General features: G+C 54.3%; 16 protein-coding genes and 1 tRNA gene. 6 read left to right on the top strand and 11 right to left on the bottom strand.

From position 1 onward, the window contains the following. Nucleotides 1-21: 21 nt before the first annotated feature. From DESMU_RS05270 to DESMU_RS05260, 3 genes are read left to right on the top strand one after another with little or no spacing between them, the layout of a single operon-like run. Nucleotides 22-336 (top strand): hypothetical protein, encoded by a 315-nt coding sequence (locus DESMU_RS05270; RefSeq protein WP_013562563.1) that lies wholly within the window; start codon nucleotides 22-24, stop codon nucleotides 334-336. After that, on the top strand, nucleotides 333-635 hold the full coding sequence (locus tag DESMU_RS05265) for a zinc ribbon domain-containing protein (protein ID WP_013562562.1): 303 nt from the start codon (nucleotides 333-335) through the stop codon (nucleotides 633-635). The genes DESMU_RS05270 and DESMU_RS05265 overlap by 4 nt, the downstream gene beginning before the upstream one ends. A 3-nt stretch (nucleotides 636-638) precedes the next feature. Then, entirely contained in the window at nucleotides 639-1,106 is a 468-nt protein-coding gene (locus DESMU_RS05260; protein WP_013562561.1) for a signal peptidase I, read from the top strand. On the opposite strand, the gene DESMU_RS05255 is transcribed toward DESMU_RS05260, so the two are convergent. The 4 genes from DESMU_RS05255 to thsA all read right to left on the bottom strand — a co-directional run bounded on the left by DESMU_RS05255 (nucleotide 1,093) and on the right by thsA (nucleotide 6,327). Next, the gene (locus DESMU_RS05255) at nucleotides 1,093-3,165 is read right to left on the bottom strand and encodes a DNA topoisomerase I (RefSeq protein ID WP_245526418.1); all 2,073 of its coding nucleotides are present in this window, start codon (nucleotides 3,163-3,165) and stop codon (nucleotides 1,093-1,095) included. The two genes, DESMU_RS05260 and DESMU_RS05255, sit on opposite strands and share 14 nt — an antisense overlap. Nucleotides 3,166-3,172: 7 nt before the next feature. After that, nucleotides 3,173-4,273, bottom strand: coding sequence for a site-2 protease family protein (locus DESMU_RS05250; RefSeq protein WP_013562559.1), 1,101 nt, complete (start codon nucleotides 4,271-4,273; stop codon nucleotides 3,173-3,175). Further along, on the bottom strand, nucleotides 4,230-4,550 hold the full coding sequence (locus DESMU_RS05245) for a DNA-directed RNA polymerase subunit K (RefSeq protein WP_013562558.1): 321 nt from the start codon (nucleotides 4,548-4,550) through the stop codon (nucleotides 4,230-4,232). Before DESMU_RS05245 ends, DESMU_RS05250 begins: the two co-directional genes overlap by 44 nt. Before the next feature lie 121 nt (nucleotides 4,551-4,671). Beyond that, on the bottom strand, nucleotides 4,672-6,327 hold the full coding sequence (gene thsA, locus DESMU_RS05240; protein WP_013562557.1) for a thermosome subunit alpha: 1,656 nt from the start codon (nucleotides 6,325-6,327) through the stop codon (nucleotides 4,672-4,674). A gap of 175 nt (nucleotides 6,328-6,502) precedes the next feature. On the opposite strand from thsA, the gene DESMU_RS05235 reads away from it, so the two are divergent. After that, a complete protein-coding gene (locus tag DESMU_RS05235) occupies nucleotides 6,503-7,168 on the top strand; it encodes a hypothetical protein (protein ID WP_013562556.1) in 666 nt (221 codons plus the stop codon). Nucleotides 7,169-7,266: 98 nt separating this feature from the next. Beyond that, on the top strand, nucleotides 7,267-7,632 hold the full coding sequence (locus DESMU_RS05230) for a hypothetical protein (protein ID WP_245526417.1): 366 nt from the start codon (nucleotides 7,267-7,269) through the stop codon (nucleotides 7,630-7,632). Nucleotides 7,633-7,643: 11 nt separating this feature from the next. On the opposite strand, the gene DESMU_RS05225 is transcribed toward DESMU_RS05230, so the two are convergent. From DESMU_RS05225 to DESMU_RS05205, 5 genes are all read right to left on the bottom strand, one after another. Then, complete coding sequence (locus DESMU_RS05225; RefSeq protein ID WP_013562554.1) at nucleotides 7,644-8,468, bottom strand: hypothetical protein; 825 nt, start codon at nucleotides 8,466-8,468, stop codon at nucleotides 7,644-7,646. A gap of 7 nt (nucleotides 8,469-8,475) precedes the next feature. Beyond that, nucleotides 8,476-8,802: a hypothetical protein gene (locus DESMU_RS05220; RefSeq protein WP_013562553.1), complete on the bottom strand. Its 327-nt coding sequence runs from the start codon at nucleotides 8,800-8,802 to the stop codon at nucleotides 8,476-8,478. 65 nt (nucleotides 8,803-8,867) lie between these two features. Then, nucleotides 8,868-9,788, bottom strand: a complete 921-nt coding sequence (locus tag DESMU_RS05215) for a metallophosphoesterase (protein ID WP_013562552.1) — start codon at nucleotides 9,786-9,788, stop codon at nucleotides 8,868-8,870. Nucleotides 9,789-9,853: 65 nt separating this feature from the next. Beyond that, nucleotides 9,854-10,990 (bottom strand): ATP-NAD kinase family protein, encoded by a 1,137-nt coding sequence (locus DESMU_RS05210; RefSeq protein ID WP_013562551.1) that lies wholly within the window; start codon nucleotides 10,988-10,990, stop codon nucleotides 9,854-9,856. Nucleotides 10,991-11,014: 24 nt separating this feature from the next. Continuing rightward, nucleotides 11,015-11,866 carry a class II glutamine amidotransferase gene (locus tag DESMU_RS05205; protein ID WP_245526416.1) on the bottom strand — a complete coding sequence of 284 codons (852 nt, stop codon included), beginning with the start codon at nucleotides 11,864-11,866 and terminating at the stop codon, nucleotides 11,015-11,017. A gap of 86 nt (nucleotides 11,867-11,952) precedes the next feature. Here DESMU_RS05205 and DESMU_RS05200 point away from each other — a divergent pair. Beyond that, nucleotides 11,953-12,026, top strand: a tRNA-Val gene (locus DESMU_RS05200). A gap of 64 nt (nucleotides 12,027-12,090) precedes the next feature. Here the strand turns inward: DESMU_RS05200 and DESMU_RS05195 are convergent. Further along, nucleotides 12,091-12,348 carry a hypothetical protein gene (locus DESMU_RS05195; RefSeq protein WP_013562549.1) on the bottom strand — a complete coding sequence of 86 codons (258 nt, stop codon included), beginning with the start codon at nucleotides 12,346-12,348 and terminating at the stop codon, nucleotides 12,091-12,093. A 58-nt stretch (nucleotides 12,349-12,406) separates the two neighbouring features. Continuing rightward, entirely contained in the window at nucleotides 12,407-13,492 is a 1,086-nt protein-coding gene (prf1, locus tag DESMU_RS05190; protein ID WP_013562548.1) for a peptide chain release factor aRF-1, read from the bottom strand. Between the last annotated feature and the right edge of the window lie 76 nt (nucleotides 13,493-13,568).

Raw genomic sequence — 13,568 nt, 5'->3', positions numbered from 1 at the left:
CACCCTGGGTGATATATTGCCATGGGGGAGTTATTATGGTTAATGCTCTCAGTAAGCCTCCTGGCATCGTATACAGCCTGGTCGCTTCTCACACTCAGGATCCTTGACAGAGTGAAGAACCCGTACCTCTACCTCCTCTTCCCCGTATCAGTGCTCTCCACGGCTACTGTTCTCGGGGCGCTCCACGCTAAGCAACCCCTGCTTGCATTCCCAGTTCCCCTAGCACTCGCCATCTGCACCCTAGCCCCTCGAATAGGGAGGAAAATTATTTTAGTACCTCTACCGCTAGTCATAGCATTGCTGCTAACACTGTGGCAACTGGGTGGCGGTCCATGAGTAGTCGCCAGGTGAAGTGCCCGAGGTGCGGTAGTAGCGAGGTGGATGTTGAGAAGACGTGGCAACTGGTCTCCCCCTTCCCCGACTCCCAGGGGAGGATCACTGTGACCGTGATGGGGGTTATGAGGTGTAGGAGCTGTGGCCACAGGTGGAGGGGGCCTGTCAGCAAGTTGAAGGTGGGTGGTAGGTCGCTGGAGGTTGAGGGCGAGGGCGGTAGGAAGGTTTTCGAGAGCGGTGAGGAGGCTAGGCCACCTAAGGAAATAGTGATAGATCTCGACGACGTCCTGGAAGAGGAGTAGGAGATGAGTAGTGGGCAGGCGGCGTATGGAGGAGTCAGGAGGTATCTGCCGAGCCTACTGGCAACCACCCTAGCCCTAGCGTTTATAGTGCTACTAGTGCTCCCAATGCTCCTCAACGGGGGTTCTCTCCTAGCCGTCGTGAAGGGCTACAGCATGCTGCCCACTCTAAGGGAGGGCGATGTAGTATTATTGGAGAAGACGCCGCCCGACTCCATTAAACCGGGCGATATAGTGATATATAGTGCCGGGGACAGGCTCATAATACATAGAGTTATAGATGTTGAGGTCAGGGACGGCAGGTATTACTATGTTACAAAGGGCGACAATAATAGTGTACCCGACTTAATATATTTCGAGGATGGTTTAGGCGTACCATATGAAAGGGTTCTCGGCAGGGTCGTAGGCTTCAACGGCTACGTATTCAAGATCCCTTACCTAGGCTACATATCACTCTTCTTCAGGGGAACCTAGGAGCCTTGACCACGCCTGCCTCTATGACCTCCTTGATCCACTTACCCGTGTTCCTAGACTTCCTCAGTTTCTCAACGTATTCATCGAACCCTATCTCCTTTCTCCTAGACCATTCAACATAGTACTCGTGGATGAGGCGGGCTGCACTCGCATGATGCCTGCAGAGCCCCTCCTCAACGGCTTCACGCTTACACGAGCTGATGCGACACTTGCCTCGGCTAGGCTCGGCGACACCCAGTCTCACAGCGAGCTGCCTCCCGGCTTCAACCCTGTTCTCATCGAACTCGCCGAGCATAGCTGTGAGGATGCGCTTGGCTTCCTCCAGCACCTGCCCCCTGCTCCTCAACCCCCGTCTTATAGCATCCATTTCTTTCTCGAACCTCCTGGTTAACTCTATGCTGAGGAGGTCTGGGAAAAACCTCTCTACAACCTCCACGACGCCGAAGCCGAGGTCTGAGACACCTATGCCTTTCGATTCAAGGAACAGGTACTTCCTCTCGAAGAGCTTCTCTATTATCTGGGCTCTAGTAGCCTCGGTACCTATCTCAACGCTCTCCATCCACCTTAACACATCTATCTTTGACAGCCTCTTAGGCGGCTTCGTATATGACTCCCTCATTGATACCTTCACGACTCCCAGCTTATCCCCTTTCACAAGCCCCGGTGCCCTGCTCGACTTATAGGTGTGGAAGCCATAGTACTTCATCCACCCCTGCTCCTCAACCCTCTGCCAGCTCGCCTTGAATACTGCGTCACGGCTCGGCGTCACGGCTTTAACAGTATAATGTGTCAGCCTAGCCGGCTGCGCGAAGACTGCTAGGAACCTCCTCACTATTAAATCGTAGACAGCCCACTGCTCATCTGTGAGCCCGCCTGGTTTCATACCAGTGGGATATATTGCTGGGTGAGCCGGGTCCTCCTTCTCCCCTTCAACAGGCTTCAAGACGCCGCGGGTCTCGGAGAGCAGGCTGGCCACTAATCCACTGTACTTCCCTATTGAGGCGAGATTATCAAGGATCCCCCTGTAGTTCAGGGTTGGAGGGAGCTTCTGACTATTGGTTCTCGGGTAGCTTATCAATGCGTCGAGGTATAGTTGCTCAGCTATAGCCTGAGTCTTGGCTGGACTGAACCCGTATATCCTGGCCGCCTCCTCCTGGAGGTCGCCGAGGTTGAATGGGGGCGGCGGCTTCAACACGTAGGTTTTCCCTTCAACCTCCTCCACGATGAGGTAGCCCTGCCTCCTAACTCTTTCAACAATGCTCCTGGCTTCTCCATGTTTCTCAACCGGGTTTCCAGCGTACTCGAGAACCACTTCCTCGCCGTTCCTCTCCGCTGTAACCGTCACCCTGTACTGGGGTAGAGGTATGAAGAGGTTTCTCTCCACGGTTTTCTCAACCACGTATTTCAACGTGGGTGTTTGAACTCTTCCAGCGCTGAGGACGATCCTCCTGCCGGTTGCATCCTCAACCGCCTTCATGAGGGCCCTGCTAACGTTTATCCCCCATAGCCAGTCGAGCTCGTGCCTGCAGAGGCCTGCCTCTATCATCTCGTAGTCTAGTTTCGCCAGGTTGTTGAATGCCTGCCTCAGCTCCTCGCGTGTCAGGCTGGAGAACTTGGCTCTGAGCGCCTTCTCCTCGTCGCCGTTGAACTTTATTATCAGGTATCCTATGACGCTGCCCTCTATATCGTAGTCGCATGCGTTAACATAGTAGTCTACGCCGCGGCAAAGCTTCTTCAACACCTCGAGGTATTCTCTCGCATGCCTCTTACCCGGGTTCACCAGGTGTGAGGGAACCCACTCATAGCTGTAAACCGGGTATCCTTTCACACCGGTGTTCAACTCGTAGAGGTGTCCAACAGAGCTCGCCACAAGTATCATGGAGCCATAGGCGTTGATCTCGTAGACCGGTATTGAGCCAATCCTCCTCGTAACGTATCCAGGCGATAACGCTTCAGCTATCTTCCTAGCCGCCTTAGGTTTCTCAGCTATAACGAGGACCCTGCCCTTGAGATCCCATATCCTTACACCACGGCTCATCCACGGCTCTACCCCGCTCACCAAGCCACTACCATAGTGGAATGGGGGTTGTCAACACCACTAGTAGCAGGTATAGTGCGAGGCACAGCCTGCAATCCGATTCATCATACTGGTTAGCGTACCCGGGATGCCGCCCCCTGGCAACCACGAGGTAGAGTAGGGCTGCAACGGCTCCTAGACTCAGGTAGAACGAGTAAGCACTGCTGCCGAGGAGGAAGAGTAGCGTGCCGACCGCTAGCAGCATCATTACGGTGAGGGATCCAAGCCTCCTATGGGTCTCACTGTTCGTGAAGGATCTCACAACATGCCCCCCGTCGAGCTGCCCTATTGGAAGCAGATTCAGGAATGTGATCAGGTACATTATGTACGCTATGAAGAGGAGGGGGTGCATGACTATCACGCCGCCGTTGCCAGGCCTCAGCAACGTGATCACCTGTAACATGAGGCTGGAGACCGGTGTAGGCGTCAACTCTCCTTTACCCATCATCTCAGCTGCCTGCTCAACAGGTATAACCGGGGACATGTATAGGCCTACAACACCAACTATTGTCGCCGCGATGAAGCCTGTCAGGGGTCCCGAAACACCCAGCTTAGCCAGCTCTCTTCGCGAGGGCGGCAGGGTCCTCATGTATATTACTGCGCCGAATGTCCCAAGGAACCCGAGCTGTATCGGGGGAGCTGGGAGCAGTATGGGCCCATCTATCCTGACCCCCGACCTCCTGCTGATGTAAATGTGGCCGAATTCATGGGTTAGGAGGACCAGTGCGAATATCAACGTGTATGCAAGCGTGTTGACGGCCAAAGCCACTGTATCTGCTACACGACCCCCTAGGCTAAGGAATGACTCCGAGAGCCCGTACCCGGTTAACCCTATCGTGATAAGGGACGCCATGGTTAAAGCCAGCTTGAACCTGCTGCGCCCTGCATCGGCCTCGATTAACCTGACGACGGGTTTCTCAGTCTTCAACTGTATTAGCTGTATACCTCTCCCTGAGAGATAAGTGTAGAGCTCGTTAAACAACTCTTCGTCAACAGGGTTTACGAGTACGAGGTCTACTACCCGTTTACCCTGTACCGTGAACTCCCTAGACTCTACGACTGATATCCCAGCTCTCGAGAACCACTTCAAGACTTCTCCTAACGCTTGGTGTAAGTAGTCTCCCGATTGGGACGAGTTCTCCTCTCCCATCACGCACCCTCCTTATAGACATTGGTAGTAAGCCGGTTAACACCTCCTTTATGGCGATGTAAACCGGGTCTTTAACCGGTAGCGATGATACATCTATCACGGGGGGCGCCCCCATGGAGAGCTGAAGCGCCCTTGCACCGACTACTCTAGCCACCTCGAACCTCGTCATCCTCTTAGAGAAAACCTCCTCGTAAATCCTCGTTATCTCTGAAGCCATGTAACCACCTCTGGGGCTTAGACACTATAGGTTAAGGGTTCACTGGATTAATAAATGATAACCGGTGGGGGAGAATAGGCCGGCGGCCTCCAGCATAGTGTTTTAAAAAACGCATCGACTCCTAGTCGAAGCTCGGCGGCTTGGATTCCTCGCCTTCCTTCTTGCCTTCCTTCTCCTTCTCCTTTTTGACCGGGCTGGCGGCTATGACGTCATCTATCTTCAGTATTGTAACGGCTGCCTCACCAGCCGTCTTTATCATTGACTCCTTCACTAGTAGCGGCTCAATCACATTGCTCGCCGCCATGTCCTCTATGATCTCGCCTGTCACAGCGTTAACGCCAGCATACTTCTTGCCCTCACTGTGGAGCTGCCTCAGCTTCATGAGTGTGTCAAGGGGCTCCCTGCCGCTTGTCTCGGCGAGTATGAGGGGTATCTCCTCTAATGCGGATGCAAATGCCTCTATCGCTAGCTGTTCTTTCCCACCTATCTTCTTAGCGTATTCCCTCAGCCTCATTGCGAGCTCTATTTCCACTGCACCGCCGCCTGGGACTATCTTAGGCGACCTCATCACGTTCCTGAGCACGTTTAAGGCGTCCTTTATGCTCCTCTCTATTTCATCCATGACCATGTCGCTTGCTCCGCGGACCAGTATTGTCACAGCCTTGGGGTTCTTGCATCCCTCTATGAACACCATCTTGTCGTTGCCGACTCTTCTCTCCTCTACTAGTGCAGCGTAGCCGAGGTCCTCGGGCTTCAGGTCTCTCACACTGCTGACTATTCTCCCGCCTGTCGCCCTCTCAAGCTTCTCTAGGTCGCTTCTCTTAGCTCTCCTCACTGCGAGTATGCCTTTCTTCGCGAGGAAGTGCTGTGCAACCTCATCGATACCCTTCTGGCAGACCACCACGTTTGCCCCAACGCTCGCTATCTTGTCAACCATTTCCTTCAGCATCTCGGCCTCCTTGTCGAGGAACGCCTTTATGAGCTCGGGGCTCGTGATATTTATCTTGGCCGTTATCTCCGGCTTCTCGATTTCAAGGGCTGCGTCGAGCAACGCTATCTTAGCGTTCTCAACCCTTCTCGGCATGCCTGGGTGCACTACCTCCTTGTCGAGGACTATGCCGTAGACCAGCTGCGTGTCTAGGACGTTGCCTCCCTTCTTCTTCTCTATCTTGACGTCGTCGACCCTGAAGTCGTATGTTCCATCAGGCTTTGGCTCAGCCACGGCTAGGGCTGCATCGATGGCTATCTCAGTGATCTTCTTGGATATCACGTCTCCCCCAATGTACTTGCTTGAAATCGTTGTGTTAACTATCCTTCTGAGCACATCCTTATCCTTCGGGTTGACTTTGACCGCTATCTCGTCGAGTGCTTTCAACGCCTCCTTCATGGCCTTGGTGTATCCCTCGATTATGATGCTTGGGTGAATGTTTTGATCCAGGAGCTCCTCGGCCTTAGCCAGGAGTGTGCCGGCTAGTACCACGGCGCTGGTTGTGCCGTCGCCTACCTCAGCGTCCTGGGCTTTAGCCACCTCGACGAGCAGCTTTGCAGCCGGGTGCTGGACCTCCATCTCCTTAACTATTGTGGCACCATCATTGGTTACTGTGACATCCCCGAAGCTGTCGACAAGCATCTTGTCTAGTCCCCTGGGCCCTAGGCTTGTCCTCAACACCTCTGCAAGCGCTCTCGCTGCAGCTATGTTTGCTCTTAAAGCATCTCTACCGACTGTTCTACGGGTGCCCTCCTTCATCACCAATACAGGTATACCATACAGCGCCATAATTCTTCACCCGCAGTACAATAGAACCAATCGTATCTCATGAGAGGGCTTCTATATAAATCTTTCTATCATAACCGATTAAATGATCATCATTGAAGCAGTCTCTCCGCAAACACCCTGCTGCACACGGCACGTTTTTAAACAATTATAGTGATACTCATACCCGTGGTGCGTTATGCAACCATTCAACGCTGTCGCACTAATAATCCTTATAGCGGTAACACTATCCCCTATAGGGGTGATGCAGCAACTACCCTATAAAGCCGGCGACTGGATCCGTTACAGCTTCCAGTTTAAAACACCAAGTGGTGAGTGCGGGTTCACAATATATGTTGAAGTCAAGAACGCCGACTACCCGTATGTCAAGTACACGGCTGGTATTGAAAAGACTGAGGGCGATGAGAAGGTATGCGGCTCCGTCTACGGGTGGCTGATCCTCGGGCTCTCGTTTTCATCTGCGACGCCTGTGAATGTGGAGGAAAACCCGCCTGGGAGAGGAGGTTTCTTCACAAACCCCTCCTTCACCGGTGATGTAGACCTTACAGGTGTTGAGGGGAGGGCGACATACGTTAACGGCGTGTTAAAGTCGGCTGAGATAAAGTTGGAGACCCCCATAGTTGCATCTGTAAGCATCTCCGTGGTGGATTCAAGCATCCAATTTGTTAAACCATCGCCTCTCAACGCGTTGACCAGCTTCCTCACCCAGCACTCTGTGCCGGCTGCTATCGCTGTAGCAGTAGTGGTGGTTGCCGTCGTGATAGCAGTGTTAACCTGGAGGAGGCAGCGTCACACTGTGGCGGCGCAGCCGGCTCCCGTTGCGTCCTCAGCCAGCAGTGGGTGACTGGGGTCCCGGCCATGTTCCCCCAGCCCGCTGGAAGCATTCCTCCTTGAACACATATAAGGCTCTTCAATCCTTAACCTGCATTAGTAGTGAGCCCGATGGTTGTGGACGGGATGTACGAGCTGCGTTCAAGGGAGGAGTTCATTAGGGCTGTGAAGGGGAACGAGGTGGTCTTCATAGAATACTATGTGCCCGGGGACAGGGACTCAGAGAATCTCTCAGCAGCCTTGAAGAACCTGGAGGAGGGCGCTGACCCCCGTATACTGTTCTGCAGGGTCAACGTGGCTGAGCACTCCTGGCTCCCGGAGTCCTGGAGGAGGGCGCCGTGCGTCGAAGTCTACTATATGGGTGAAAGGGTCTTCGAGCACTATGGGAGCCTGAGCACCGTCGACTTGAACCTGCAGGCTTTAAGGAGGGGTGTGAGAAGCGTCTTCAGGGGGCTCAATGTGAATCTACGTGTGTAGCCCCGTGGATCCTACACCCTGATATCCCTGCTGTTGATCTCCTCGATTATGAAGCCTACCTCGCTGCGCTTCAAGTATATGGGGTAGAGAGGGGTTTTCCTGCCACGTATACTCATGCTCCTAGGATTGTAGACGCCGTAGGCGTCGGCTAGGAGGAAGCCTGCATCAAGCACCTCTCTCAGCTCAGCTATGCTGGCTGCCTTAACATACTGCTTGAATTTCTCCGCGAACCCTAACTCCTCCCTCACATGCTTCTCGGGAACAGGGCTCCCGCACACGATGCATGTGTAGTCCGGGGAAACGCTGTTGAAGCCGCACTTAGGGCACCTCACCATGCCTTTACCCCCATACTTGTTCCAGAGGTTTTGAAGCGCGTCTACGAGGTCCAGCCTATTATACTCTGAGAGAAGCTTGTAAATCCTCCCTACTTCCCTTAGGATTGCCCGGCCCCCGTTTGACACGAGGAACTCCAGGGTTAATGGCCCCGGTTTCTCAATCATTTCAAGGATCCTTCCAGCTATATACTCGTTCACCTGCTCCCTGCTACGCTGTATCTTCCTTAGAATGGAGTCGGGTGAAGGCTTACTAGCGTAACTCGACACCACCATTTCAGCGATCTCCCTGGCTATGGTTCTAGCGGTCTCCTCGCCGAGATCCAGTTCCCCGAGCCCGAGCTGCATGTAAACCTGGTCTAGGACTTCCTCGACGACTCGTTCAACATCGAAGCCCGACCTGGTTTTCTTGGGCTTCACCCCTGTGCCCGTGGCCTGCTTACCGGTGGACTCTTCCTTCTCCTGTGCACGCGTCCTCCGCTTGCCACGGGGTATGGTTGACACCTCTAGTCTAGGTTCTCGTGTTGTCTGAGACAGGCATGTAGCCTTCTACCTCTTCCCTGAGCTCGAGGGCCCTGCCTATCAGGTAGCTGAGGATGAGTTTCGCGTAGCCTTTCTTCTCGCGCAGCCTGTAGAGGTATGCTTCGATATCGTCCACGGTGGCCTTCCCCTTGAAGACCACCCTGGTGATTTCATCCGCTATCTTGGCGAGTAGCTCCTCGTATTCAACGTATTCGTCCACCTTGTCACTATAGTATTTCTCCACGAGTTCATCTATTATGTCGCCGACAACCTCTTCAACTATCTTGGCTGCCTCCGTACTGCTTCTCCTCGGCACTCCTCCCACGCTCTCCGGCTCAATGCCTAGTTATGGTGTTAAACACGTATTAAATATTTCAGCGACTACCCTGGACGCTTAGGCTCCACCAGTACTTTCTCAACGCTGCGCTCCCCGCCTCTCTCACTGTAAACCACTATACCAGCATACCTGAGCTCGTAGACTAAGGGGGCTGAGAACACTGTGATCACGCGGCCGCCGTGCATCTCCTTGTAGCCGTCGACATACTCATGCCCCCTCACTATGAAGCCGCCGTCCACGAGGCTCAACGCCTTAGCCGTGAAGCCGGGTCCATACAGGTAGCCTGCTCCCCGGGGCGATGGAACTGCTTCAACCCCCAGCTCCGTTGGATCACTCCAGAGCACTGACTCCAGGGTTTCAGCTGAGAACTCAGGGGACCCTATCTCGAAGGCTTCTTCAAGCCTACTGCTCCTAATAGACTTTAAGGGTGGGCCGCCGTGAACCGCTATGAAGCCTCCCCTCCTAAACCCTATCAACGGGAGGTGGTTGAAGAACCTTGTGAGCAACCCATATAATCGGGCTGCGTCCCCGCTGAACCTTTCAGCCAGCACGCTTGGCAGGTCGTGGGGGTATGGTTTAAGCCATTCAGGGGGTTCATGGTTCCCTCTGAGCAAGACGACTCTCTCCGGGTAATACTTCTTCAACAATAGGACGAGTGCGAGTGACTCGAGTTGAGCATACCCTCTGTCAGCGTAGTCGCCGAGGAATACTACTGTGCCGCCGCCTGCTATCCTTGGGAGAGTGTTTTCGAGCACCGCGATCAACGAGTAGAAGTCGCCGTGGATGTCGCCTATGAACGTGATGCCCGAGGCATCCGTGAACTCAACTACGCCTGGCCTGTGAACCTTGAAGGAGGCGCCGTCTGAACCCAGAAGGCTTATGGATCCAGCTATGAGGTCGGCGAACCTCCCAGGGTCCCTCGCCGTCTCCACAGCCTCCCTTGCAAGGTTCTCGAGCACACTCATTTAGACCACTGTGTTATCATGTGTACCCGGGGCTTAATTACTGTTTCAACGCTTAAGGGGTGGTGTTACACGTAGGAGACTGCTTTCACAACCCGGTATCTCCCGTAGCCAACCACGACCTTGTAGTAGCCTTCAAGCATCTTATCCACGGCTGGGTCGCCTGTGTCTATGAGGAGCTCCTTGAGCTGCCTTATCTTGGACTCCGTGGCCACGACGATCACGTTGCTACGCCCGATCAGTGAGAGAACCCTTGGGGAGAGCTGCTGGTTTCCCCTCCCGAAGAGGAAGCCTTGACCCCCTATGGGTGTGACAACTAGTTTAGCTGTGCCATATGTGTCAAGGATCTCTAGGAGGTGCTTCTCCCATGCATCCTTGACGACTACTCCACCGTTGAGCACGACGTCTACGCCGAGGAGGGTGCAGGAGACCCCTAGCTTCGAGCACACTGCTTTAACCGTTGAGCCCGGTCCAAGGATGTAGGGTGTTCCATGCTCCATGGTTTCAACTATGTACTCTGCTATGGCCTCCTTGTTGAGCTCCTCATCCATCCCTGCGTACACGCTTTTACTCGACTGCAGTAGCCCATGGTATACAGGGGTCTTCACGTACCCGTAGATCCTCAGGGAAACCCTGTCCAGCCTGAAGGCATGCTCGTCGACGTCCACTACCTCCCGCTCCTCGATCACTGTTTCACCGTTTATGAACCTCACCAGTAGCTCGGCCGCTGCACGGGGGTTGACCGCGAACACGCTACTATACATTTTAACCCCGCTTGGCACCCCGAGCACTGGTAGTTCACCATCAACGGCTTCATGGATGTCGCGTGCAGTGCCGTCGCCGCCCACGAATACCAGGATGTCTACCAGCCTCTTCATCTCGCCGGCGATCCTAACCGTGTCCTCCCTCGTGGTGGAGGCTCCTTTACGCGTGGAGCCCACTATCATTGCAAGCCTATCCCTGTGAACGCTCTCCGAGACCTCGTCAGCCCCCATGATGCCTGGTGCCGAGTATATTTCAAAGCACTTTGATGACACGTGGTTGAGGAACTCTACTGCCCTCCGCGGGGAAACAGGTTCAGCCCCTCTCTCCAGTGCAGTCTTATATGCTTCTCCATCAGTCCCCTTCAAGCCCACCCTGCCGCCCATGCCGGCGATAGGGTTGACTATGAAGCCTACTTTTACCACTCTACTGCACTGTACCACCGGGTTCACCGCCTCAACGGGATCCTATAGGCTGGCTACTCGTGTAAGCCCTCCCGCCCCGATCCTGTAGACGCCTGGCTCCAGTAATCCCTCGTTGAGGCTCTTCCTCAGGGACCCCGGCATGTACTCCCTTATAGTTATTGACCCAGCTAACACGGCTTCCCTCGACGCATACGATATGATCCTATAGTACTCTGCCAGCTCGGGGGACGGGTTCCCTAGAACCTTATGTGACACGTAGAGTGAGGCGGTCTTCGAGACCAATGCCAGTAACCCCGTGTTATAGCCTGATGCACCCGGTATGAACCTTAACCCCTCGGCGTAGGCTTTCCCGACGCATTCATCGAGGCCTCCGCCCCCGCTGACGCATTCATCTATAAGCCCCATGATGAAGTAGCCCAGGAGCTCTGAGTCAACCCTGACCCACGGGTAGACGCCGAGTACTCTTGCCAATGCCTCCTTGTCGGCTCCCCCGTTGTGGGCGAACCATAGTGCACCATTATCCATGAGCCTCATGAAGGGGTGTGTGTAGTCTTGCCCGTAGGGCTCGTTCCTAGAGGATTTACGGGCGTGGATGAGCACGTAGACCTCGCTATACCTCCTGAGTCTCCTTGCAACGAGGTCGAGGATTCTGAGACTGTTCTCCGAGTATATGGGTTCAAGCATCCTCTGGTAGACCACGCTGGGGTTACCGCCGTAGCCGACTGCCGCTACACCCCATCCATCATCATGCTCCCTGCTCTTCCCGGAGCTGACTTTCTCAAGGTAGGGGTCGAACCTGCTGCTCTCCGCGAAAGCGTGGAGTACGTCGTTCAAGGAGTCAATCATCCCGTCTCTCAGCCAAGCCGCTAGGAGCCTGCACATGTCGAGCACCATGCTCACTGAAAGAGTGTGCCGGGTAATAAGCCTAATACTGCAGCGGCTAAGGCTTTTAAAGCCCTAGGCTTTAATCAGTGTTCATGGGGCCCGTCGTCTAGCCTGGTAGGACGCCGCCCTCACACGGCGGAGGCCCGGGGTTCAAGTCCCCGCGGGCCCATCCAGCCGTCCTCGGCGAGGAGGCCTATGCCTTGAAACAAGTGGGTCCAGCTGTGTGTCCACGGTTACCTCCGCTTACTCCTCACGTAGACTCCTCCATCCGGTTCCTCAGGTGCCTCGGGGCTCGATGCCTCAATGTCTTCGCCTGCATCCTCGAGCTTCTTCTCCCTGATGTATGCGAGTAATAGTTCCTCCGGTATATTGTCGAGCTGCCCGTAGAGGTGTTTAACCCCCTGGGTTCTCAGCCACTCTATGAAGTCTTCTTCGAGCCCGGCGTTCACTATTAGGGAGAGGAGTTCCCTCCTGTAGGATGGATCCATCATGCAGGGGCACCTATGTAATATATTGTGCCCCGGAGACTTATATCTGTTTCAGAGGCTGCTACCACGTTATCCGTGTCCTGAGTATCCCGGCTAAGCCGTTGAAGGTCTTAGTGAACCACTCCCCCTCAGGTATGTCGTCGCTGAGGACGAGTGGTTTAGCACCGCGTTTCCTAGCTAGGTCAAGCCACTCCTCTACATCCTCTCTGGATTCCCCTATGAGCAGTGTTTCCACCAGCCCCATTTCAAGCGCGTTGCGGACCTCTTCATCCCCGTAGACTATCATGCCGTCATCCTTGGCTAGGTGGTACTTGAACTCCTCGAGTGCTTTAAGTGTTTCAGCGTACTCCTGCTCCTTCAACGCGTCGCCAGCCTTCAATATCATTTCACGGAGGCCGGGCTCCCCCTGGTAGGCTACATCAATGAACTCTGGGAGCACTATCTTCTTCAACCTGTAATCCATGTAGTCCTTCTCCATGAAATCATACTTAGCGTACGCTGGCCCCCCGACGAGTATGGCCTTCAACTTGCCTTGCTCGAGGAGGGGTAGGAAAGCCTTGTTCACGTGTTCTCCAACCCTCTTGTAGAAGTCCTCCACCATCTGCTCTATGATCCTGTCGTATCTCCTCTGGCTCTGCCCTCCCTTCTGGTGTTTACCGGGTATGTAGTCTTCGAGCTCCTCAACTACTTGGAGCCTGTTCCCCTTCAACAAGCCTATGGTGGCTGCATCCCGTTCCACTATGAGGAGGCCGACCATGTTGGACTCGCTCACCATGTCCTCCAGGAACTCCGTGTGGAATACTTTATCAGTCCTGTAGAAGAAGACTGGGACGTCCTCCGGCGGGATCAGCATCACCGTTATGGATTCACCTGTGTCAGGGTTTTCACCCGTGAACAGGACTAGGCCCTTGTCCGGTACCTTCGGGATCTTGCTGACCCTCTCAATGGCTACTGAGAGCGCTCTCTCCACAGCGTTCCTCGTCTTCTTGAGCTTTATGTTGTCTGCTACTGAGAGCTCCTGCCGCAGCAGGTTGAGGACGTCGCTGATCGGCCTCCCCGGAGGTATGTAGAGGCTGAGCAGTATTGTTGCATGCGCCTTCCACTTCTTCAACTCCTTCAGTATCTCCCTGAGTCTCTGCTTATCCACCCTAAGGGATTCGAGTTGATCCTCACTATAGCTAAAGACTCATCCCTCACACCGGGTTAACGCATATATACTTGGG

Origin of the sequence: Desulfurococcus mucosus DSM 2162 (assembly GCF_000186365.1) — an archaeon.
Lineage (GTDB): Archaea > Thermoproteota > Thermoprotei_A > Sulfolobales > Desulfurococcaceae > Desulfurococcus > Desulfurococcus mucosus.
Note: the sequence above shows the minus strand (reverse complement) of the source record. Positions and strands in the feature narration are given on the sequence as shown.

Bases quoted from the DNA above. Each gene is read 5' to 3' on its own strand.
- DESMU_RS05270 (WP_013562563.1), top strand. From the start codon at position 22: ATGGGGGAGTTATTATGGTTAATGCTCTCAGTAAGCCTCCTGGCATCG.
- DESMU_RS05265 (WP_013562562.1), top strand. From the start codon at position 333: ATGAGTAGTCGCCAGGTGAAGTGCCCGAGGTGCGGTAGTAGCGAGGTG.
- DESMU_RS05260 (WP_013562561.1), top strand. From the start codon at position 639: ATGAGTAGTGGGCAGGCGGCGTATGGAGGAGTCAGGAGGTATCTGCCG.
- DESMU_RS05245 (WP_013562558.1), bottom strand. From the start codon at position 4,550: ATGGCTTCAGAGATAACGAGGATTTACGAGGAGGTTTTCTCTAAGAGG.
- thsA (WP_013562557.1), bottom strand. From the start codon at position 6,327: ATGGCGCTGTATGGTATACCTGTATTGGTGATGAAGGAGGGCACCCGT.
- DESMU_RS05235 (WP_013562556.1), top strand. From the start codon at position 6,503: ATGCAACCATTCAACGCTGTCGCACTAATAATCCTTATAGCGGTAACA.
- DESMU_RS05230 (WP_245526417.1), top strand. From the start codon at position 7,267: ATGGTTGTGGACGGGATGTACGAGCTGCGTTCAAGGGAGGAGTTCATT.
- DESMU_RS05215 (WP_013562552.1), bottom strand. From the start codon at position 9,788: ATGAGTGTGCTCGAGAACCTTGCAAGGGAGGCTGTGGAGACGGCGAGG.
- DESMU_RS05205 (WP_245526416.1), bottom strand. From the start codon at position 11,866: ATGGTGCTCGACATGTGCAGGCTCCTAGCGGCTTGGCTGAGAGACGGG.
- DESMU_RS05195 (WP_013562549.1), bottom strand. From the start codon at position 12,348: ATGATGGATCCATCCTACAGGAGGGAACTCCTCTCCCTAATAGTGAAC.